We start from the raw sequence: 18,399 nt of genomic DNA, 5'->3' as shown, positions 1-18,399 counted from the left end.
TGCATCATTCTTTTTGTAAAAAACATTCCAAACTTTCTCTCCACTTTTTCTCGGTAAGGTCAGTTGGATTTTCACCAATTGTATTCTAAACGCTTACTTGGCGCACCCATAACAAAAATGCCTGAAAAACGTTAATAATTATATACTATTATTAATAATTATTCAATCATATTTTAAGCTTACAATTTTGAGCTTAACTGACGCTTATGGATAGGGGCAACTCTATCACCCTGTGTTATGTTTATTTTCTAACGGACGCTGATTTTTGTATCGTAATTTCTTGCTATAAATTGGTTATATAAGAGCTGGCTTCTAAAATTTTATAACCCTAATTTGAATTAACAGACAGTAGAATCGAAAGATTATTACAAGGAGAAATCTACACAGATCGACCCTTTTGTGAATCTGCGTTTCTGCTTTCTTCAACTTGTTTTGCAAAAGATGTTTCCGGTTTCTGAAGTGGCTTAGCAATTTCACGCACAACGGCAATAACTGCTGTTAAAAACGTTTTTAACAATGCACCTAAAGCTCCACCAACTGCTTCCCTGCCATGTATATGAGCTTGCTTTTCGTTATCGTCAGCAGTTTCCCCTGCTCTCCTTCTTGGATCCATCCTATGAGCAATCACCGAAAACAACACTCCCCTGATTGAAGACTTCACTCGTTTCTTTGCTTCATCATCATGTGTTGTTTCATGTTCATGCTTAGCGTTCATTAGCTCCTTCTGTTGCTGGGCAAACATGCTACTTAATACTTCTTCTATCACTTGCTTTCTTCTCTTCTCTCTAACTCTTTTCATAGATTCTGATTTATCACGAGTATGCTTTGTGGTTTCAAATTCTGCATCAATATCTTCAGAATCAGCCTGACTATATAAAGTCTCTATGAGCCTGTCTATGCTTCGCTTTATTTGCATAGTCCTTTCGTAACTATCCGAATTATCAATTCCTTCGTCGATCTGATTTAGAATATCCTCAAAAGCTTTTAAATATTCTTGAATATACTGTATTATGTATTGCTTATCTTCCTCTTTGTGTTGTTCTTCTTGATTTTGTTGATTTTCATTTTCTAAACTTTTCTCTCTTTTATCATCGTTATTTTCTTCAATATTATCACCGTCTTCCTCGAAAAGGTCTTTGTCGTTCATGATTTTTTTTAATTTAGTTAAAATTCTCACCAGTTACTATTGTATATAAAAAAATTAAATTAACATTAATGAAAAGCGTTTACAACTTCAGCACTCGCTAAAACGACAGTAAAGCTGTCAAAAGTAACAGGATCATAATACCTCTCATACAATTCAACTGAACACCTAAGCCTTATCTTTTCCTTAGCATTAAAACTAATTTCATAATCATTATTAGAGTTTAGCATAGCAGAATTACGTAATAATTCATCAGCTAATACAGAGTCTAAAATTCCATTAATTTTTATCGTAATGTGTCTGCTTCCAGCAGAATCCAATACTTTTCTCCAGCCAAAAGAAGAAATATCTTTCACCTCTTCTCTGTTATTACGCAAAGTAAACCTTAGGTTTCGTATATTATTTAACACAATAAAATTATTGTCATGATCTTTAATTTTTAGCTGTAATTTGCTCATTATCACCTCCTTTTATTAAAACATCAAAATTAATTGTTGAATGTAAAATTTCATCGTGCTGATCCATAGCACAATTACTTTCTAAAATGACCTCACTACTAAAACCTTCAATGCTCTTAAGTATCAAGTTAATATGCCTTATAATGGCAAACATACTGCTTATATGATAGGTATATATGTCGCATGAAAATCTTGCCTTTGTAGCAAAATTGGACAGCATATGCAGGTTATTATAATTCACTACGCGCAATCTCAGGTAAGGAATGGTGACCTGTTTAGGTAAGTAGTCATAAATGTTAGTAACATATTTTCTTAAATCAGAGTTTGCTTTTAGTGCTTCATAAATGCTACTGTACAACTCATTTATAGCTTGAATTTTTTCCATAATTAACCCTCACAGACACGGCTATTGCAATTTGCAGATGCAAGTAGCTGACACTGCCCTCCTTTGTCATCCAAGTACCCTCCTCTTCCTATCATCCCAGCCCCTATGATGTCATCCCAGTCTGGAATCCAGCTTTTTCATCCAAGACGGCAGTGCCCAGACACTGGAATCCAGCCTTCCCGCAATCTCATCAAAAACGTTGTAACCATTTTCTATGCTAGTTTGCTTGTTAGCGACCTGGATCCCAGTGTCAGCTACTTGGATGACACCATCATAAAGGAACCAGTGTCAGCTACTTTCATGACACCCTCCTTGGTGGACTCAAATCAAAATGTTGGTACAGTTGTGGCCAGCAATTACTATAATACCTACCTACAAAACAACCTTTGGTTCGCGAAACGGAGAATATACCTTCTTCACTTCAGATAAATGGCTACTTACCTCCGATTCACGATTTTTGTAAAGAGCAGAAACATGCCGCATAATACCTAGTTTTATCTGCTCAGGAACATTGTCATAACCAGCTTCGTATACAACATCAACTCTTATTGCATTCAAACAATTGAAAAACTCAACGTAGCCCCCTACATCACTAAAATAATACTTAAGTGTTCTCTTCTCTTGATTTTTAGACATCATTGCAGTAGCCAATACTATCTTACTCACAGGGCCATAGCTTAAATAGATCCTACGAGGTACATAATCTTCATATGAAACTTGCCATGTTTGTTTCACCAGTGACTTTTCCATATGCCATTCAGCGTAATCAGTTGCCATAAAAATTAGATCTGAAATCAACTTATCATCCTGGTCGTTCTCAATGCGTAAAAAAGATTTAACCTCTTCTAAAGTAACTGGAAAAGATTCAGGCTTAAATTTACGTTGCACAGATATTCTTGGTGAAGTAGATCTTATTGACATAATAACCCTCCTTTTTGATATAGCTAGAATAAGTAAGGGTTACCTCGTGACAGCGTGGGGCAAATCTTACTTACTTTAGCTATGCAGCTTGCATGCAACATTAAGTTAAATTGGCGCAGCAACAACTCTGAGTGCCTTATCGTATGAATATATTAAGAAGAGAACGTATTAAAGCTGTTTCTCCTTTTTTGTTGATAAAATTTGAACTTATAGCATATTCAACTAGGCTAGATTTTAGTAGATTGACATTTTGAGAATGAATATTATTGAAGATGGAGTTTAACTCTTTAGCAAGCAGACTGCGAAATTTTTGCACACTGTCATATGCGATGTTCTCAAGTTCATGTGCAAATTTATCTTGAGCTATAGTTGTTATATCTTCAATTTCCTTATCAAACTCCTCCAGCTTTTTTCCCTTACTCTTAGAGCTTTTCGTAAAAGTTTTCATATTAATTAAACTCAACTACTTTTATGATTATAACTGTAATAAAAAAACTACCAAAGTAAAAAATTCGCACTACTGTGTAACTCATAACTGTACGAACATTGCAATTTGGGCCTACCAGGAGGGCAATGACTCTTATCCAAGTACCCTCTCTTCTTGTCATCCCAGTGCTTGACACTGGGATCCAGGAATTTTATTAAGTTGGTAAGCATAAAAGTAGCCGTTTTATGTTAAAACACAACGTTCTTGATGAGATTACGGCAAGGCTGGATTCCAGTGTCAAGCACTTGAATGACATCATCCTTTTTTTGGGATTCCAGTGCAGCTACTTGCATCTGCCACCTGCAAACTGCAATGTTCGTACAGATGTAGGTGCTAAGTTTTACAAACACCACGTTGTGCTGAACCTATATCCACTTCTTTCAATTCAGTGGTAGGTTTTGGTTCAGCGATGGGTTTTGATATTGTGTATGTAATGCCACCAGCTATCAGTGCAGATACCACAGAAGCTGCAACTATTAATAGAGCAGACAATCCGGAAGCAATACTAAGAGCAGCACCTACTGCTAACATAGCTGCAAGGCTCGCATAGGCAACTTTTGGGGAAAATTGTCTTTTTCCTACTTTTTCTAGTGACACTTCATTTGTTTTAGTTTTGCCCAGTTCACCCTCAAGTGGTGTGTTTTCATTCTCCAGACTTTTTATTTTTTGTGTTAGTGATTCATTCTCTTTATTGAGTTTCTCCAGTACTTCCAATTTAGTCTCATGTTCAGTGACACAATTTCTCAATTCTGTTAGTTCCTTTTGCGCTTTTTCTAATGGTACTTCGTTTTTTTTAGTTTTTGTTTTTTCTAATTCACCCTTAAGTGTTGTGTTTTCATTTTTTAGATTTTTTATTTCTTGTCTTAGTGATTCATTCTCTTCATTGAGTTTCTCCAGTGTGTCCAGCCTAGCTCCATGTCCAGTGATATAACTTTTCAATTCTGTTAGTTCCTTTTGCGCTTTTTCTAATGGTACTTCGTCTGTTTTAGTTTTTGTTTTTTCTAATTCACTATTAAGCGTTGCTTTTTCACTTTCTAGATCTTGTATTTGTCGTTTTAGTGATTCATTTTCTTTCTGTTCATTCTTTAATTGAGCACGTAATTCTTTTGACTTAACTTTACGTTTTTTAACCCTTTCTGCTTCTTCTGGAGTTTCCGTTGCATTGTATGTTTCGGAATGGGAAGAAGTACTAGGTACGGCCTCAGATAGCTGACCATACATACCATTTAGTCTATCTATTAGGCCTTCATCCTTTATCAATGAGCGATCTGCTCCATATTTCATCAAAAGGTTGGCTGATTCTTTTTTGTCATTTGCAAGAGCGTAACATAATGGAGTATACTCAGCTTTATCTTGTGCATTAACATTTGCTGCATTTACTACTAGATATTCTGCAATCTCTACACAACCATATGCAGCAGCATAATGTAAAGGGGTCCATCCATCTTTATCCTGTACATCAATTTTTGCTCCACATTTTACCAAACGTTTCACTGATTCTTCATTGTTGTTTGCAGCAGCACGATGTAAAAAAGTCAATCCATTTTCATCTTGTGCATCAATGTCTTCTCCATTTTCTAATATAGATTGGCCTAAAGCTTCAGATCCATCTCCATCAAAACATATTCCACTGTCGTCACTACTACTTTTATTTAAAAAGGTCTGTTCACCATTATGTATAGTATACTGCTCTAGATGTTGATCGTGCAAGTATAGCATTTCTCATAATAGTCCGAACAGGTCATAGGAAGGCAGAATCAACAGCACGACGAAAGGATTCGAATAGAGGAATGTTTTTCCTGGCTCTGTTTTTTATAGCAAACCAATGATGCTCAATTTTGTTGAAATCTGGAGAATAAGGCGGCAGATACAAAATTTCTGCACCAACCCCTTTAGCAAGCTCGATAATCTTATCAGACTTATGAAAAGTAGCATTGTCAAGAATGACAGTCTGTCCAGGTTCCAAGATCGGTGTCAAAAATTGCTCAAACCATCCATTAAAAACATCCATATTACAGTGGCCTTCAAAGGTTAACGGAACAACTATCTTTCTTCCACTTAAGGCTGCAACCATACTGATTCGTTGAGTTTTCTTTCCAGATTTTAAGGCATAAAACCGCTGTCCTTTCTGGCAATATCCGTAGGGGTAGTCTTCGGTGTTATCAATGCCAGACTCATCTATATACACTAAGTTTTTAGGTTCTTTTGTCGCTATAATTTTCAAAAATTCAGCACGTTTTTCTTCGTTTCTTTCCTTGTATCCATATGTCTTTTTTTGCGCGTAAATCCAATTTTTTTAAGGGCTCGATAGATCGTTTGGATACTAACGTTGTTCCAAAGTTTAGCCATTTCCGATAGAGTCTTTCCTCCGTGTTCTCTGGCAAATTTGGCAAAGGTATCCCAGTCGGTAATTTTGTGATTGTAACCCCCATTTCCAAGTTTTTTTGATTGAAAGTCTCCTGTTTCTTTTCTTCTTTGCTGCCACTCCCATAAAGTAGTTCGTCCAATCTTAAATCTTGCTACCACTGTTTCTCTGCTTTCTCCTTCGTCTAGCGCTTCCATTGCTTTTTTTCTTAAATCATAACTATATGCTGCTGGCATTCAACCTCCTTATCATCATCTATCCTTATCCTATCACATCCGGACTTTTATGGAAAGAGCTATAATCTTGTTCTATGCGCTTCTGATTATTGGCAAGTCGTTGCTCTGCCTCTCGCAACTTTTGCAACATAGCATCTCTTTCTCTTATAGCTTGTTCTCTTTCTAATGTATGACCTACTTTGTTTATATTGTTTTCATTAGTGATTGAGTTTGAAGAAGTCTGTTCATCCTCATCTTGCACATAGATTTCTCTGCTGTTTAGTGTAGTTCCGTTGTTCTTTTTCTGATCTCTTGCATTCCATGCTTGCACTGCAGCAGTTACGTTATTTCCGTTCACAGCTAAATTTCCTGGAGTTTTATTATTAGGCTGCAGTAAAGTGCCTTGTCTATAAGTTTGTCTTCTCGTACCAGCACAACGTTGTTCTCCTTCCTCTAACGTTTTTATTATAGCCTTTTTACCTTCTACATCGCCGACAATATCCCTTGGAGTTCGGCCTTGACTATCTTTTAGTAAAGGATTTGCGTCATTATTCAATAAAAGCTGAACTATCTCTTGATGACCATGCAAAGCAGCAATGTGCAAAGCAGTTAATTGAGACTTAGCTCCATCAAGTTCATATATTGGTTCATTAACTTTTGCTTCCTTTGCTAGTAGGAGTTTTACTATTGGTACACTGTTACATTCCACAGCAAGATGTACCAACATATAACTTACAATTTTGTCTGAATCTAACATACTGAACATCTTATCTATCTTCAAATTGTTACAAGTGCTATATACTTTTGAGTCTGCATCTTTTAGCTTACTCCCTATTCTTTCAAGTAAATTATTCTCATTTAAACCTTCTCTCTTGCTTACCTCATTTATTATTTCAAAAAACTTTTCCTTTTTTATTGCCATAACCTTTCCTCTCAATTTATTTATTATTGCTGAACAGTCTCACAAAAAAGTTAAGTTTGTCGAAATTCCATGTTTGATCTAAAAATTAGTCATAAACATTTTCTATGCAAGTAGCTGACACTGGTTCATTCTATAATGGTGTCACAGCAGTCCTACATCATGCCACCGCGAACCGTCATACCGCGATTCATTCGCGGTATCTCAGCCGCTAACAAGTAGCAGAATGACAGCAGTCCTACGTCATACCGCCGCGGCGCTAACAAGAGATCCCGCTAACAAGCAGCGGGATGACGAGCTTATCTTCATGCCGCCACGAACCGTCATACCGCCGCGGTATCTCCAGATCCCGCTGGGATGACGATTGTCGTTTAGCTATAAATATTTAAGAAATTTACCAAATAAAAAAAAAGGCAAAAGAAGCCCTGGGGTTATTATCTGCTTTAAAATATTGGCGTTTTTTATGCTTTAAACGCTTGACAAGCAAGATTTAGCTGCTTTTAATTGCAACTAACCTACGCTGCAAATGTTTAAGAAATTTACTAAGCAGAAAAAAAGACAAAGAATCCCCGAGTTAGCTAGTCTTTTACTATCTCTGTCGAGTATTGGCATTTTTTGATGTCTTGTAACGCTTTATAAGCGCGTTCAGCTTATTTAGATAAAAATCTAGATGTAGATGAAGTTTTGTAAAGACATACAGTATCTATATACTGCAAAAAATTGAACATAAGACGCCGATACATTAAGTAATCCTTACCTTTTAATCTGCAGATTGGCGAAAGCAAATACAATAGCTTCAGTTTCATGATAAGGGGGCTGGCGGAGTTTGTCAAGGAAGTTTTTTCGTTTCTGTGGGCTACCTGGATTAATATTATATAGAAAGTCTGCTGCCAATAAAGCCTAAACTTACCAAATACATTTCTGTAGATTCAGATCTACTTGACTTTGGTTTAAAGTATTTTACTGTTTTAAACATTTTTTTTAGCTCGTTACAAAAATCTTTATCAGATTCTCCTTGGAAAATTTTTACTACAAACGTGCCACCATGACTCAAGAAATGCTTTGCAAAATTGAGCGCTGCCTCACATAAAAGCATAATTCTGATATGATCCAACGATTTTAAACCACAAGATTCGGGCGCCATGTCAGATAAAATTACATCAAATTTTTGATCCTTGAATTTTTCTCTTAAAATTTCAAACTCATTGATAATATCACATTGTATAAACTCTACTCCATTAATTGCGTTCATTGGTTTTATGTCAAGAGCAACCACATTTGCACCTTTCTGAGATGCAACTTGTGACCATCCACCAGGAGAAGCACCAAGATCAATAATTTTTTGCCCTTCTTGGAATAATTTAAATTTGTTATCCATTTCTACCAGCTTATATGCTGAGCGTGACCTATAACCATCCTTGCTAGTTTTTTGCACATACTGATCATTCAAATGACGATGTAGCCACCTTGTTGAAGATAGTTTTCTGCCTCTAGCCGTCTTTACTCTAGTTTTTATTGCTAATACCCTACTTATTATTGATTATATCTTTAAGCTCTTTTTCAACTACTTCTTTTACCAGTGCATGTAGATATTTATTCAGCCATTCTGAGAGCTGAGGTTTTAAAAGAGATGTAACTAATTCTTCAACAGTAAGGTTCGCTTTTTTTTGTTGTTTATGCTGCAATTCGTTTTGCATTTTTCCAAGCAACGCTTTGATCTCTTCCATATTCTCTTTTAAAATTAGATGATCGTTATTTTGCGCTTGTAAGCCGCTATTACTCGCTTTGTTATTACTCATTTGGATATTATCGTACAAATAAATATCTTTTTTTTCTTCTGAATTGTAGCTATGGCCATTAAATTGGTTATTGTTGCAAGCCATTTCCTCACTTTGGTCATCATTATCAATGTCCTCTTTTTCATTATTTTCTTTTTTGCCATCTTCTTCTATTTCTTCTGGATACTCTTCCTCAAGGTATAGCACATCATCATTTTCATCCTTTATTTCTGCTTTATCGTTACTCGCGTTTTTACCCGATATAGCTTTTTTTATATCTTCTAGGATATCTTTTACAGATTGATTACCTTGTTCATCATGCATAGTGCTAATACCATTAAATTTAGAGGTTTATACTATTTATCATAAAAAGCAAGTTGTAAACACTAATCACATAATTGCTTTTTGCTTCAACTAAGTCTGAACGTGCTTTAAATAATGCATCTTCAGTGTCCAAAAGGTCAGATGTACTCTTTAAATTTAAGTTTACTTCTTGCTCAACTCCTTCCAATGCTAGAGCTGCTGCTTTTTCCGCTTCTTGACTTGCTTTGATAATGGCCTTTGCTGTCAACACATTATTCCAAGCATTTACAACTGCTTGTTCTATTTTTTTTACCGTTTCATAATAATCGTAGGTAGATTTTTTTGCATCCATTTTAGCTTTACTGACACCAAAAGCATTAACTCCTCTCTTAAAGATCGGAACATCAAGAGTAAAAACTACATGAACATTTTCTAATAGTTTGTCTACCTTCATACCATCCTCCCCAAAATTTTTGCTTGCACTTAGATTTAAAGAAGGAAGCCACTTGGAGCTTTCAGCAATCACTTCCATTCCGGCTGCTCTTTTTTGATAAACTGCTGCTTTTAGAGATAAATTATTGGTTTTTGCTAACTGTAAACATTCATTTAGCTCTGGAACAGAAGGTAGTTTATCATTAGCTTCAGAAAGGTCATCAGCATCTTCGCCAATCAAATGATAATAAGCAATATTTACCAACTTTAATTTACCTTCAGCATCAACTCTTTCGGATATAGAAGACGAAAATTTTGCTTTTGCCAACAAAACTTCAGCATTGGTTACCTCTCCAAGGGAAAAGCGTTTTTTCATAGCTGACAAATGTTCCAAAGAAACGCGTTCTTTATGTTCTCTGAGCTTTAATATTTCTGTCTTTTGTAAAACATTAACATATGCTTTCACAGCATTAAGTGCAAGCTCTTGTTTTAATTGCTGAAATCGCATCTTTTCTGCTTTGAGAAGATGGCTTGATCGACTGAATGTGGCAAAGGTACCACCGCCATCGATTAATTTCTGGCGCAATGTAAGTTTTTTTTCAGATGTATCAAGATTAAAGTTACTATCGAAATTGTATTGCAAATTAATGTCAGGTAAAAATCCAGCTAACCCAGAAGATTTATAGTGTTTTTCTGCGCTTTTATATTGGTAAAATTGAGACTTTATTTTTGAGCTATTTTTGATGGCTTTGCTTATCACTTCTCCCACATCGGTTGCATAGCAACTTATAGTATTAAAAATGATCGCAAGTGTGATAATCAATCGAAACATTCTAATTCCTATGCATATTGGTTGCGCAGCTCAATTACTAACATAAATTACTTTAATAATCAATAACTAATATTGTTGACACTATTGAGAAATTAAGTATATCATAGCTTACTATTGTTGGATCAAATAATGAAGACTTTTTTCTTAAAGGAGAAACAAATCAATAAAAAGTGGTTTGTCATAGATGCAGAAGGATTAGTGGTAGGGAGGCTTGCAGCATTTGTAGCGACACTATTACGTGGAAAGCATAAACCTGAGTATACACCTCATATGGATTGTGGCGATAATGTAATTATTATCAACGCAGAAAAGGTGCATTTCACCGGAAAGAAGCTTAAAGATAAAATTTACTATAAGCATACAGGTTATTCTGGTGGTTTGAAGAAAACTACTCCAGATAATATTTTAAATGGCAAATTTCCTGAGCGTGTAATAGAAATGGCAGTGAAAAGGATGCTTGATGATGGGCCTATGGCACGTAGACGCTTTGAAAATTTGTATGTTTATTCTGGTTCAGAGCATAAGCATCAAGGACAGCAACCTGAAAAGATAGATTTTGCCTCTTTGAATCGTAAAAATAAAAAGTAATGGAGTAAAAATGAAGAGTTCTACAATAAATAACAATGATTGGTCAGAAAAGACAATTAAATCAGCAGTTGATTCGCTTGGTCGTTTATATGCTACAGGCCGAAGAAAAGAATCTGTAGCAAGAGTATGGATAAAGCCGGGGAGTGGAAAATTTAGTGTTAACAAAAAAGGCGATCTAATTTCTTATTTTAAAAGAGAGTCAGTGTGCCAAATAGTAAAAATGCCATTTGTTGCAACTTCCACATTGGATAAATACGATGTATTTGCAACTGTAAAAGGTGGAGGGCTATCTGGTCAAGCAGGTGCTCTAGCTCATGGAATAAGCAGAGCTTTAAGTAGTGTAAGCCAAGATTTGCATTCTATACTACGTAATGGTGAGTTCTTAACTAGAGATTCACGTGTTGTTGAACGTAAGAAATATGGTCAACATAAAGCTCGGAAAAAGTGTCAATTTTCTAAGAGATAGTTATTTTATAGGGGTGTTTTTTTATAAGTATTATACAAATATTTGCAAAAATGTATGATATCCTCTATTTTTGTGATGAATTTAGTTGACTATCGGTGTCAACATAATATGCTATTTATGTGATTTTTTCAATATTAAGGTAATTTATGAGTAAAGAAGATATAATAAAACAATTAAAGGAAGATTGTTCTAGTCAGAATATAGATATAACAAAATCTGATTTGAGCAAGATTCATGATGCATTTATTAAAATAATAAAGAATGAGCTGCATGGGAAAGGTGAAATACGTTTGCATGGAATAGGAACATTTTCTACTGCTATCAGTCAGGAAAAACAATGTCGTAACCCCCAAAGTGGTGAGATCATGACTGTTCCTAAAAAGACAAGGGTAAAATTTAAAGCAAGCCAAACTCTTTTAAGTATTTTAAATGAGAAGGAAAAAGCAGCAGTTAGTTAGACATTGTCATTTTCATTGTTTTTACTACGCTGTGTAAGCCGTAAAATACAGCTTCGCTAATTAAATAGTGGCCTATGTTAAGAGCTGAGATGTGAGTTATTCTTGTCATCTTCTTAGCGTGTTTATAAGTTATGCCATGTCCTGCGTGGCATTCTATTCCTAATTTATTGACGTACTCTGCAGCATTAGTAATTAACTGTAACTTTTTTTCTGATGGATTATCACAGTAATCCCCTGTGTGAATTTCTATTATGTCAGGTTTTGTCCCTAGCTTTTCAAGATATTTTAGTTGATCAATATTTGGATCGATAAACAGTGAGACTTTTATGCTAGAGCTATGCATTTCCTCTATTATACTAGAAAGTTTACTGTACATATTCACGATATCCAGGCCATCTTCGGTTGTTAATTCTTCTCTTTTTTCTGGCACTATACTAATCGAATAGGGTTTTACCTTTTTTGCTATTTCAAGCATTTCTTCCGTGGCTGCAATTTCAAGATTTAGCTCAGTGCTAATGCTTTTTTTTAGGTTAAATACGTCTTCATCTCTAATATGCCTTCTATCTTCTCGTAAGTGTACAGTAATAAAGTCTGCTCCAGCGTCAATGGCTATTTCTGCTGCTTTCAATGGATCTGGATAAGAAGTTCCGCGTGCGTTGCGGAGGGTTGCAACGTGATCGATATTAACACCTAGTTTCACAATCTACCTCAGAAATTATTTATAGATTATACATGTTATTAGGTTTTTTGCATAGTCATTGTTTGACCTTACCCAGAAAAAGTGGAGAGAAAGAAAAGAGTTTTTTTGGGTAAAATAAAATTTTGGAGGATTAGAAATGGTAAGAGAATATACAGCAGAATTCAAATTGGAAGCTGTTAAACTGGCAAATGAACAAAGAAAGGCAGGTCAAACAATTACAAAAATAGCAAAGGATTTAGGAATAAAGGGTGGTTTATTAGGAAAATGGATAAAGAAACACAACGAAAAAAAGTCGGCAGCAGATGCATTTCCAGGTAGAGGTAACATGGCTCCTTACGACAAAGAGAGGTTTGATTTACAAAGAGAGTTAGCAAGAGTAACAAGGGAAAGAGACATTAAAAAAAAAGCCCTGGCCAGTCAAAAAGAGTAAAATATTTTTTTATAAAAGAGCATAGTAACTGCTATAAAGTACAGGAATTATGTAGGATTTTCTGCTAGTGGCTACTATAAGTGGACCACAAGAAAAATAAGCAGTAGAGAATCAGCAAATAAAGAGCTACTCGCAGCTATTCAAAAAATATATCAAGTTTCTAAATGTAGATATGGAGCTCCTAAAATTCATGCTGAATTGAAGGCTTTGGGTAAAAGTTGCAATTTGAAAACGGTGCAAAGTATTATGCAGAAAAATGACATCAGGGCTATACTGAGAAGAAAGTTTAAAATTAAAAAACAACAAACAGATAATAGAGCTGTAGCTCCCAATATACTAGATCAAAACTTTATTGTTGATCAACCAAATAAAGTATGGGATTACTTACATCAAAACCAAGGAGGGATGGCTATATTTGGCAGCAATAATTCTCACGTATGGTAGTTAATGAGTAGTGCAATAAATAAACAATTGGTTATGAACTCTTTATTAATGGCCATTAATAGGCGTAAACCTGTTAAAAATCTACTGCTGCACAGTGACCAAGGTTCACAATATACTGCGCAAGGGTATCAATATCTCTTAGCTGTAAAGAATATAGATGAGTAATAAAGGCTGTTGTTACGACAATTCTGTTGCAGAAAGCTTCTTTAGCTCATTGAAAAGAGAAATACTTATTGATACTTCACAACACTCTGCTCAACAAACTAGAACTGCAATATTTGAATACATAGAAATTTTTTATAACAAACAACGTCACTATTATAGCATTTCTCATAATAGTCCGAACAGGTCATAGGAAGGCAGAATCAACAGCACGACGAAAGGATTCGAATAGAGGAATGTTTTTCCTGGCTCTGTTTTTTATAGCAAACCAATGATGCTCAATTTTGTTGAAATCTGGAGAATAAGGCGGCAGATACAAAATTTCTGCACCAACCCCTTTAGCAAGCTCGATAATCTTATCAGACTTATGAAAAGTAGCATTGTCAAGAATGACAGTCTGTCCAGGTTCCAAGATCGGTGTCAAAAATTGCTCAAACCATCCATTAAAAACATCCATATTACAGTGGCCTTCAAAGGTTAACGGAACAACTATCTTTCTTCCACTTAAGGCTGCAACCATACTGATTCGTTGAGTTTTCTTTCCAGATTTTAAGGCATAAAACCGCTGTCCTTTCTGGCAATATCCGTAGGGGTAGTCTTCGGTGTTATCAATGCCAGACTCATCTATATACACTAAGTTTTTAGGTTCTTTTGTCGCTATAATTTTCAAAAATTCAGCACGTTTTTCTTCGTTTCTTTCCTTGTATCCATATGTCTTTTTTTGCGCGTAAATCCAATTTTTTTAAGGGCTCGATAGATCGTTTGGATACTAACGTTGTTCCAAAGTTTAGCCATTTCCGATAGAGTCTTTCCTCCGTGTTCTCTGGCAAATTTGGCAAAGGTATCCCAGTCGGTAATTTTGTGATTGTAACCCCCATTTCCAAGTTTTTTTGATTGAAAGTCTCCTGTTTCTTTTCTTCTTTGCTGCCACTCCCATAAAGTAGTTCGTCCAATCTTAAATCTTGCTGCCACTGTTTCTCTGCTTTCTCCTTCGTCTAGCACTTCCATTGCTTTTTTTCTTAAATCATAACTATATGCTGCTGGCATTCAACCTCCTTATCATCATCTATCCTTATCCTATCACATCCGGACTTTTATGAAAAGAGCTATAACTATTGCATTCCAGAACAATTTGATGCATCATTCTTTTTGTAAAAAACATTCCAAACTTTCTCTCCACTTTTTCTGGGTAAGGTCAATTGACAACTGTCCACTTTCTATTCCCATGGATTCATATTTTTTGCCTTGACCAAGAAAAAATTCAGCTATTGCCTTACTTTCTCTTGCAACAACTTCTTCCTTAACAATTTTTCCTTTCTCATCAACGATACTTATAAAAGTTTCTTTTAGTGAGATCGCTATAATATTCCATGAGACTGCTCCTACTAATAAAAGTTTAAATTATTTTTGAAGAACTTATTCTACTGAATTCGTTACTTCGTGCTAAAATAATGGACTCCATCATTCAACAGCAATTACAGTATGTTTACCCTTTTTCTTGTTATTTTTCTAATCTATAGCTAGCGTTCAAAACCATATTCGAAAATACGTTTTCGGATTTTTTTTAATGCTGTTTATTTCATCCTCAACATCGTCTCTACCTTTATGAACTAAGTAGCAGCATTAAAAATTATAACGTACCCCTATCTCTAGAGTTGCATCTGGTATTTGTTTTGCTTTTATACCACTTAGTTGCCCACCCATGGTCATACCAACTGCACCAATTATCTGCGGAGTAATTTCATAATCAACACCTAACTTTAGTTTATAGGAAATAGAACTCAGTATTTTATCTACTACAGATGAACCAGCAGCTTCACCACCTGATTCTGGAGCACCTTGTGTTTCTTCTTCCTTTTCTTTTTCTTCTTGTGAACTATTGCCATCACCATCAACTGTATCACTAACACCAAAGCCAAAAGGTGTTATTTGGAGATATCCTCCTAAACCTCCGCTGACATATAGTTTAACGGGATCAATATCAAGGTCAGGATAGAATCGGTAGTTTGCCAATAAGCTAGCTCCTATGCTCTTTAATGACTTAATATTACTGAGAACCTCAAGTTCAAATTTAGAGTTTTGGTCATAATGGTAACCAAGAACAACACCAGGTTTCATTTTAAAGCCACCACCCCAACCAGCACCAAAGTTTAAACCTGCATAGTACTTATCTTCTGACTTACTTGCACTATTACTAGCTGCACCTGCTAGAGATGAAGTAAGCAACACAGCCAAAACGCACAATCTCTTTATTTTCATATAACTCCTCATACAAAAAAATATATAATGCATAAGTATATATCCTTTATATTAAAAAAGATATAACTACATGTCAAAAAAAGTATAGCGATAAAATCAGATTATATAAAACGTACTACTCAGGTCTTTTATATAACTATATTTACTATCTTATTTGGTACAGCATATACAGTGCGAACTTTGCTTTGATCGATCTTACTGGATACAGAGTCTATCGCTATTTTCTTCAATTCTTCTTGAGGTAAGTTAATTGCCACCTTGATTGTTGTACGTAATTTTCCATTGATTTGCACTGCTATAGTTACCGTATCGTCAACTAATAATGATTCATCAGCTTTTGGCCAAGGTTGACCTCCTATTCCTTGCCATAGGCTTTCAGCTAGATGTGGTATGAATGGTTCGATTACTCTGATTAATATACATATACCTTCATCAATAAGAGATTTTCCAGTTTTTACGTCTATTTCAGCTATTAAATTCGTCATCTCACGAAATTTTGCCACTACACAGTTTAATCTGCAGTTTTCCAAGTCATCTGTAAGTCCGTGTAAGAGTTTATGAATTTTTTTTCTGTACTCTAGAAGTCCACCCGTAACACTTTCATTATCATAGTGTATATTTACAGGTCTTAGCTGCATGACCATACGCCACAATTTATTTACATAACGAGAACAACCTTCCACACCATCATCGGACCATTCCATATCTTTTTCTGGAGGAGTGTCAGACAACACAAACAAGCGGGCAGTATCAGCACCATACTTTTCTATGATAAAGTTTGGGTCAACTGTATTCTTTTTCGATTTGCTCATTTTTTCAACTTTGCCCACTTGAACTTTTGCACCTCGCGCTATTAATTCTTTTGCTTCTGCGGGAAATAGCCACTTACCATTTTCGTCTTTATAAGTTGCATGGCAGACCATTCCTTGAGTGATTAAAGTAGAGAAAGGCTCTTTAATATCAAAATAGCCACATTTGGTTAAAGCACGGCAGAAAAATCTTGAATAAAGCAAATGCAGAATTGCATGTTCTATCCCACCTATATAATAATCAACAGGCATAAAACGATTACATGCATCTTTGTCTATTGATTTATCTTCACTACAGAATGCAGCAAAATACCAGGAAGATTCAAAAAAGGTGTCGAATGTATCAGTTTCACGCTCTGCTTGCTTTCCGCACTTTGGACAATCAACAAACTTCCAAGTTGGGTGCTTATCCAGCGGATTGCCACCACTTGTAAATTCTACATCTATTGGTAGAACTACAGGAAGGTCTTTTTCTGGCACTGGAACAGTTCCGCAATCTTTGCAAGATATGATAGGTATAGGGCATCCCCAATAACGCTGCCTTGAAACTCCCCAATCGTGCAAACGATAGTTTATTGTTTTTTTGCCTATTTTTTTTTCTTCAAATTTTTTAACTATGGCTTCCTTTGCTTCACTAACCATTAATCCGTTTAAGAATTCGGAGTTAAACATTGTCCCGTCTCCAGTATACGCCTCCTTTGTCATCTGAGTAGCTTGACACTGGGATCCATTGTAAGAATTCTGGTCACGCGCTGGAATGACACCTAAGTGGGCTGAAGAAATAACGGGAATTATCGGCAAATTATATTTCTGTGCAAATTCAAAGTCACGCTGATCATGTGCAGGGCAACCAAAAATCGCGCCTTCCCCATATTCCATCAACACAAAATTCGCTATGTAAAGCGGCAATTCCTTATCAAGAAATGGATGTTTGACGTTTAATCCGGTGTAAACTCCTATTTTTTCATCGTTCTCTCTTTTCGATTTTATTTCTTGGATCCCAGTGTCAAGCACTGGGATGACAACAGAAGAACCATTCTTTAAATCCTGCACAATAGGATGCTCTGCTGCCACTGCACAAAAAGAAGCCCCAAACAAAGTATGAGGATAAGTTGTAAAAACTTTTAATTTCTTATTCAGGCCAACTACTTCAAACTCTATAGTTGCTCCTTCAGATTTTCCTATCCAACGCTCCTGCATTGTTTTGACTTTTTCTGGCCAATTTTTCAAACTTTGCAGGCACTTGAGTAAATCTTCAGCGAAATCAGTAATCTTTAAAAACCATTGGGACAACTTACGTTTTTCAACAACTGCACCTGATCGCCATCCTTTTCCATCAACCACCTGTTCATTTGCAAGCACTGTTTGGTCCACTGGATCCCAGTTAACCCATGATTCTTTTCGATAGGCAAGCCCATGCTTTAAAAAATCCAGGAAAAATTTTTGTTCGTGTTTGTAATAATCAGGCTCACATGTGGAGAGTTCACGCTCCCAATTATAAGAAAGACCTATAGATTTCAACTGTGTACGCATATTATCTATATTCTCTTTTGTCCATATTTCGGGGCTAATATTGTTGTCCCTTGCTGCATTCTCAGCTGGTAATCCAAACGCATCCCAGCCAATTGGATGCAAAACCTCAAATCCATTAGCTCTCTTGTAACGCGCTATCACATCCCCTATTGCATAGTTACGTAAGTGTCCCATATGAATTTTACCAGATGGATATGGAAACATTTCCAACACGTAACACTTTTCTTGTTTACCACTCTTGCTTACAGAAAAATCCCATTTATCTTGATAAAATTTTTCAACACTTTTAAAATCATATTTCATATAAATCC

At 35.7% G+C, this 18,399-nt stretch carries 25 protein-coding genes; 9 read left to right on the top strand and 16 right to left on the bottom strand.

Annotated elements, in window-relative coordinates:
• Positions 1 to 379: 379 nt before the first annotated feature.
• The 3 genes from AAGD93_RS01105 to AAGD93_RS01095 form a co-directional block, all read right to left on the bottom strand.
• Positions 380 to 1,147, bottom strand: a complete 768-nt coding sequence (locus AAGD93_RS01105; RefSeq protein WP_341819590.1) for a hypothetical protein — start codon at positions 1,145 to 1,147, stop codon at positions 380 to 382.
• Positions 1,148 to 1,212: 65 nt separating this feature from the next.
• Complete coding sequence (locus AAGD93_RS01100) at positions 1,213 to 1,602, bottom strand: phage tail tube protein (RefSeq protein ID WP_341819589.1); 390 nt, start codon at positions 1,600 to 1,602, stop codon at positions 1,213 to 1,215.
• A complete protein-coding gene (locus AAGD93_RS01095; protein ID WP_341819588.1) occupies positions 1,577 to 1,987 on the bottom strand; it encodes a DUF3168 domain-containing protein in 411 nt (136 codons plus the stop codon). The genes AAGD93_RS01100 and AAGD93_RS01095 overlap by 26 nt, the downstream gene beginning before the upstream one ends.
• A gap of 63 nt (positions 1,988 to 2,050) precedes the next feature.
• Here AAGD93_RS01095 and AAGD93_RS01090 point away from each other — a divergent pair, with 63 nt between their 5' ends.
• Entirely contained in the window at positions 2,051 to 2,416 is a 366-nt protein-coding gene (locus tag AAGD93_RS01090; RefSeq protein WP_341819587.1) for a hypothetical protein, read from the top strand.
• Here AAGD93_RS01090 and AAGD93_RS01085 read toward each other — a convergent pair.
• The 9 genes from AAGD93_RS01085 to AAGD93_RS01045 form a co-directional block, all read right to left on the bottom strand.
• The gene (locus AAGD93_RS01085) at positions 2,360 to 2,908 is read right to left on the bottom strand and encodes a head-tail connector protein (RefSeq protein ID WP_341819586.1); all 549 of its coding nucleotides are present in this window, start codon (positions 2,906 to 2,908) and stop codon (positions 2,360 to 2,362) included. The two genes, AAGD93_RS01090 and AAGD93_RS01085, sit on opposite strands and share 57 nt — an antisense overlap.
• Positions 2,909 to 3,044: 136 nt before the next feature.
• Positions 3,045 to 3,356, bottom strand: a complete 312-nt coding sequence (locus AAGD93_RS01080; protein ID WP_182319877.1) for a hypothetical protein — start codon at positions 3,354 to 3,356, stop codon at positions 3,045 to 3,047.
• Between the two features lie 47 nt (positions 3,357 to 3,403).
• Positions 3,404 to 3,565, bottom strand: coding sequence for a hypothetical protein (locus AAGD93_RS01075; protein ID WP_341819585.1), 162 nt, complete (start codon positions 3,563 to 3,565; stop codon positions 3,404 to 3,406).
• A 163-nt stretch (positions 3,566 to 3,728) separates the two neighbouring features.
• Entirely contained in the window at positions 3,729 to 5,105 is a 1,377-nt protein-coding gene (locus AAGD93_RS01070) for an ankyrin repeat domain-containing protein (RefSeq protein ID WP_341819584.1), read from the bottom strand.
• A gap of 31 nt (positions 5,106 to 5,136) precedes the next feature.
• Positions 5,137 to 5,996 (bottom strand): IS630 family transposase gene (locus AAGD93_RS01065; RefSeq protein WP_341819583.1). Its coding sequence is split into 2 segments (ribosomal slippage): positions 5,137 to 5,672 and positions 5,672 to 5,996, totalling 861 coding nucleotides; the frame shifts between segments, so codons are not numbered across the junction.
• 25 nt (positions 5,997 to 6,021) lie between these two features.
• The gene (locus tag AAGD93_RS01060) at positions 6,022 to 6,897 is read right to left on the bottom strand and encodes an ankyrin repeat domain-containing protein (protein ID WP_341819582.1); all 876 of its coding nucleotides are present in this window, start codon (positions 6,895 to 6,897) and stop codon (positions 6,022 to 6,024) included.
• Between the two features lie 868 nt (positions 6,898 to 7,765).
• Positions 7,766 to 8,344: an RlmE family RNA methyltransferase gene (locus AAGD93_RS01055; RefSeq protein ID WP_015588787.1), complete on the bottom strand. Its 579-nt coding sequence runs from the start codon at positions 8,342 to 8,344 to the stop codon at positions 7,766 to 7,768.
• Positions 8,345 to 8,420: 76 nt separating this feature from the next.
• Positions 8,421 to 8,996, bottom strand: a complete 576-nt coding sequence (locus AAGD93_RS01050; RefSeq protein WP_010082598.1) for a PopZ family protein — start codon at positions 8,994 to 8,996, stop codon at positions 8,421 to 8,423.
• 19 nt (positions 8,997 to 9,015) lie between these two features.
• Positions 9,016 to 10,239, bottom strand: a complete 1,224-nt coding sequence (locus AAGD93_RS01045) for a TolC family protein (RefSeq protein ID WP_341819581.1) — start codon at positions 10,237 to 10,239, stop codon at positions 9,016 to 9,018.
• Between the two features lie 129 nt (positions 10,240 to 10,368).
• Between AAGD93_RS01045 and rplM the strand changes: the two genes are divergently transcribed.
• The 3 genes from rplM (at position 10,369) to AAGD93_RS01030 (ending at position 11,751) form a co-directional block, all read left to right on the top strand.
• A complete protein-coding gene (gene rplM, locus AAGD93_RS01040; RefSeq protein ID WP_010082596.1) occupies positions 10,369 to 10,827 on the top strand; it encodes a 50S ribosomal protein L13 in 459 nt (152 codons plus the stop codon).
• A 10-nt stretch (positions 10,828 to 10,837) separates the two neighbouring features.
• Complete coding sequence (gene rpsI / locus AAGD93_RS01035) at positions 10,838 to 11,293, top strand: 30S ribosomal protein S9 (protein WP_006279875.1); 456 nt, start codon at positions 10,838 to 10,840, stop codon at positions 11,291 to 11,293.
• A 146-nt stretch (positions 11,294 to 11,439) separates the two neighbouring features.
• Positions 11,440 to 11,751 (top strand): HU family DNA-binding protein, encoded by a 312-nt coding sequence (locus tag AAGD93_RS01030; protein WP_006279876.1) that lies wholly within the window; start codon positions 11,440 to 11,442, stop codon positions 11,749 to 11,751.
• Here AAGD93_RS01030 and AAGD93_RS01025 read toward each other — a convergent pair.
• Positions 11,744 to 12,451 carry a pyridoxine 5'-phosphate synthase gene (locus AAGD93_RS01025; protein ID WP_341819580.1) on the bottom strand — a complete coding sequence of 236 codons (708 nt, stop codon included), beginning with the start codon at positions 12,449 to 12,451 and terminating at the stop codon, positions 11,744 to 11,746. The genes AAGD93_RS01030 and AAGD93_RS01025 overlap by 8 nt on opposite strands.
• A gap of 136 nt (positions 12,452 to 12,587) precedes the next feature.
• Here AAGD93_RS01025 and AAGD93_RS01020 point away from each other — a divergent pair, with 136 nt between their 5' ends.
• The 4 genes from AAGD93_RS01020 to AAGD93_RS07610 are packed head-to-tail and all read left to right on the top strand — an operon-like array spanning position 12,588 to position 13,680.
• On the top strand, positions 12,588 to 12,881 hold the full coding sequence (locus AAGD93_RS01020) for a transposase (protein WP_341819579.1): 294 nt from the start codon (positions 12,588 to 12,590) through the stop codon (positions 12,879 to 12,881).
• Positions 12,882 to 12,902: 21 nt separating this feature from the next.
• Positions 12,903 to 13,325, top strand: coding sequence for an IS3 family transposase (locus AAGD93_RS07615; protein ID WP_156518115.1), 423 nt, complete (start codon positions 12,903 to 12,905; stop codon positions 13,323 to 13,325).
• A 3-nt stretch (positions 13,326 to 13,328) separates the two neighbouring features.
• A complete protein-coding gene (locus AAGD93_RS01010) occupies positions 13,329 to 13,490 on the top strand; it encodes a DDE-type integrase/transposase/recombinase (RefSeq protein WP_010082071.1) in 162 nt (53 codons plus the stop codon).
• Positions 13,483 to 13,680, top strand: coding sequence for an IS3 family transposase (locus AAGD93_RS07610; protein ID WP_264707337.1), 198 nt, complete (start codon positions 13,483 to 13,485; stop codon positions 13,678 to 13,680). The genes AAGD93_RS01010 and AAGD93_RS07610 overlap by 8 nt, the downstream gene beginning before the upstream one ends.
• Here AAGD93_RS07610 and AAGD93_RS01005 read toward each other — a convergent pair.
• A protein-coding gene (locus tag AAGD93_RS01005) for an IS630 family transposase (protein WP_341819116.1) occupies positions 13,675 to 14,534 on the bottom strand; the annotation gives its coding sequence in 2 pieces (ribosomal slippage) (positions 13,675 to 14,210 and positions 14,210 to 14,534; 861 coding nt in all). The two genes, AAGD93_RS07610 and AAGD93_RS01005, sit on opposite strands and share 6 nt — an antisense overlap.
• 49 nt (positions 14,535 to 14,583) lie before the next feature.
• On the opposite strand from AAGD93_RS01005, the gene AAGD93_RS01000 reads away from it, so the two are divergent.
• Entirely contained in the window at positions 14,584 to 14,736 is a 153-nt protein-coding gene (locus AAGD93_RS01000) for a hypothetical protein (protein ID WP_341819578.1), read from the top strand.
• A 374-nt stretch (positions 14,737 to 15,110) separates the two neighbouring features.
• On the opposite strand, the gene AAGD93_RS00995 is transcribed toward AAGD93_RS01000, so the two are convergent.
• Entirely contained in the window at positions 15,111 to 15,746 is a 636-nt protein-coding gene (locus AAGD93_RS00995) for a membrane protein (RefSeq protein ID WP_010962341.1), read from the bottom strand.
• A gap of 128 nt (positions 15,747 to 15,874) precedes the next feature.
• The gene (gene leuS / locus AAGD93_RS00990; RefSeq protein WP_341819577.1) at positions 15,875 to 18,391 is read right to left on the bottom strand and encodes a leucine--tRNA ligase; all 2,517 of its coding nucleotides are present in this window, start codon (positions 18,389 to 18,391) and stop codon (positions 15,875 to 15,877) included.
• Positions 18,392 to 18,399: the final 8 nt, after the last annotated feature.

The organism is Wolbachia endosymbiont (group A) of Brachyopa scutellaris (assembly GCF_964026995.1).
GTDB lineage: Bacteria > Pseudomonadota > Alphaproteobacteria > Rickettsiales > Anaplasmataceae > Wolbachia > Wolbachia pipientis.
Note: the sequence above shows the minus strand (reverse complement) of the source record. Positions and strands in the feature narration are given on the sequence as shown.

What these genes read in the sequence shown, in the direction of transcription:
- AAGD93_RS01105 (WP_341819590.1), bottom strand. Translation starts at nt 1,147, where the DNA reads ATGAACGACAAAGACCTTTTCGAGGAAGACGGTGATAATATTGAAGAA.
- AAGD93_RS01100 (WP_341819589.1), bottom strand. Translation starts at nt 1,602, where the DNA reads ATGAGCAAATTACAGCTAAAAATTAAAGATCATGACAATAATTTTATT.
- AAGD93_RS01095 (WP_341819588.1), bottom strand. Translation starts at nt 1,987, where the DNA reads ATGGAAAAAATTCAAGCTATAAATGAGTTGTACAGTAGCATTTATGAA.
- AAGD93_RS01085 (WP_341819586.1), bottom strand. Translation starts at nt 2,908, where the DNA reads ATGTCAATAAGATCTACTTCACCAAGAATATCTGTGCAACGTAAATTT.
- AAGD93_RS01080 (WP_182319877.1), bottom strand. Translation starts at nt 3,356, where the DNA reads ATGAAAACTTTTACGAAAAGCTCTAAGAGTAAGGGAAAAAAGCTGGAG.
- AAGD93_RS01075 (WP_341819585.1), bottom strand. Translation starts at nt 3,565, where the DNA reads ATGCTTACCAACTTAATAAAATTCCTGGATCCCAGTGTCAAGCACTGG.
- AAGD93_RS01060 (WP_341819582.1), bottom strand. Translation starts at nt 6,897, where the DNA reads ATGGCAATAAAAAAGGAAAAGTTTTTTGAAATAATAAATGAGGTAAGC.
- AAGD93_RS01050 (WP_010082598.1), bottom strand. Translation starts at nt 8,996, where the DNA reads ATGCATGATGAACAAGGTAATCAATCTGTAAAAGATATCCTAGAAGAT.
- AAGD93_RS01045 (WP_341819581.1), bottom strand. Translation starts at nt 10,239, where the DNA reads ATGTTTCGATTGATTATCACACTTGCGATCATTTTTAATACTATAAGT.
- rplM (WP_010082596.1), top strand. Translation starts at nt 10,369, where the DNA reads ATGAAGACTTTTTTCTTAAAGGAGAAACAAATCAATAAAAAGTGGTTT.
- rpsI (WP_006279875.1), top strand. Translation starts at nt 10,838, where the DNA reads ATGAAGAGTTCTACAATAAATAACAATGATTGGTCAGAAAAGACAATT.
- AAGD93_RS01030 (WP_006279876.1), top strand. Translation starts at nt 11,440, where the DNA reads ATGAGTAAAGAAGATATAATAAAACAATTAAAGGAAGATTGTTCTAGT.
- AAGD93_RS01020 (WP_341819579.1), top strand. Translation starts at nt 12,588, where the DNA reads ATGGTAAGAGAATATACAGCAGAATTCAAATTGGAAGCTGTTAAACTG.
- AAGD93_RS01010 (WP_010082071.1), top strand. Translation starts at nt 13,329, where the DNA reads ATGAGTAGTGCAATAAATAAACAATTGGTTATGAACTCTTTATTAATG.
- AAGD93_RS07610 (WP_264707337.1), top strand. Translation starts at nt 13,483, where the DNA reads ATGAGTAATAAAGGCTGTTGTTACGACAATTCTGTTGCAGAAAGCTTC.
- AAGD93_RS01000 (WP_341819578.1), top strand. Translation starts at nt 14,584, where the DNA reads ATGAAAAGAGCTATAACTATTGCATTCCAGAACAATTTGATGCATCAT.
- AAGD93_RS00995 (WP_010962341.1), bottom strand. Translation starts at nt 15,746, where the DNA reads ATGAAAATAAAGAGATTGTGCGTTTTGGCTGTGTTGCTTACTTCATCT.
- leuS (WP_341819577.1), bottom strand. Translation starts at nt 18,391, where the DNA reads ATGAAATATGATTTTAAAAGTGTTGAAAAATTTTATCAAGATAAATGG.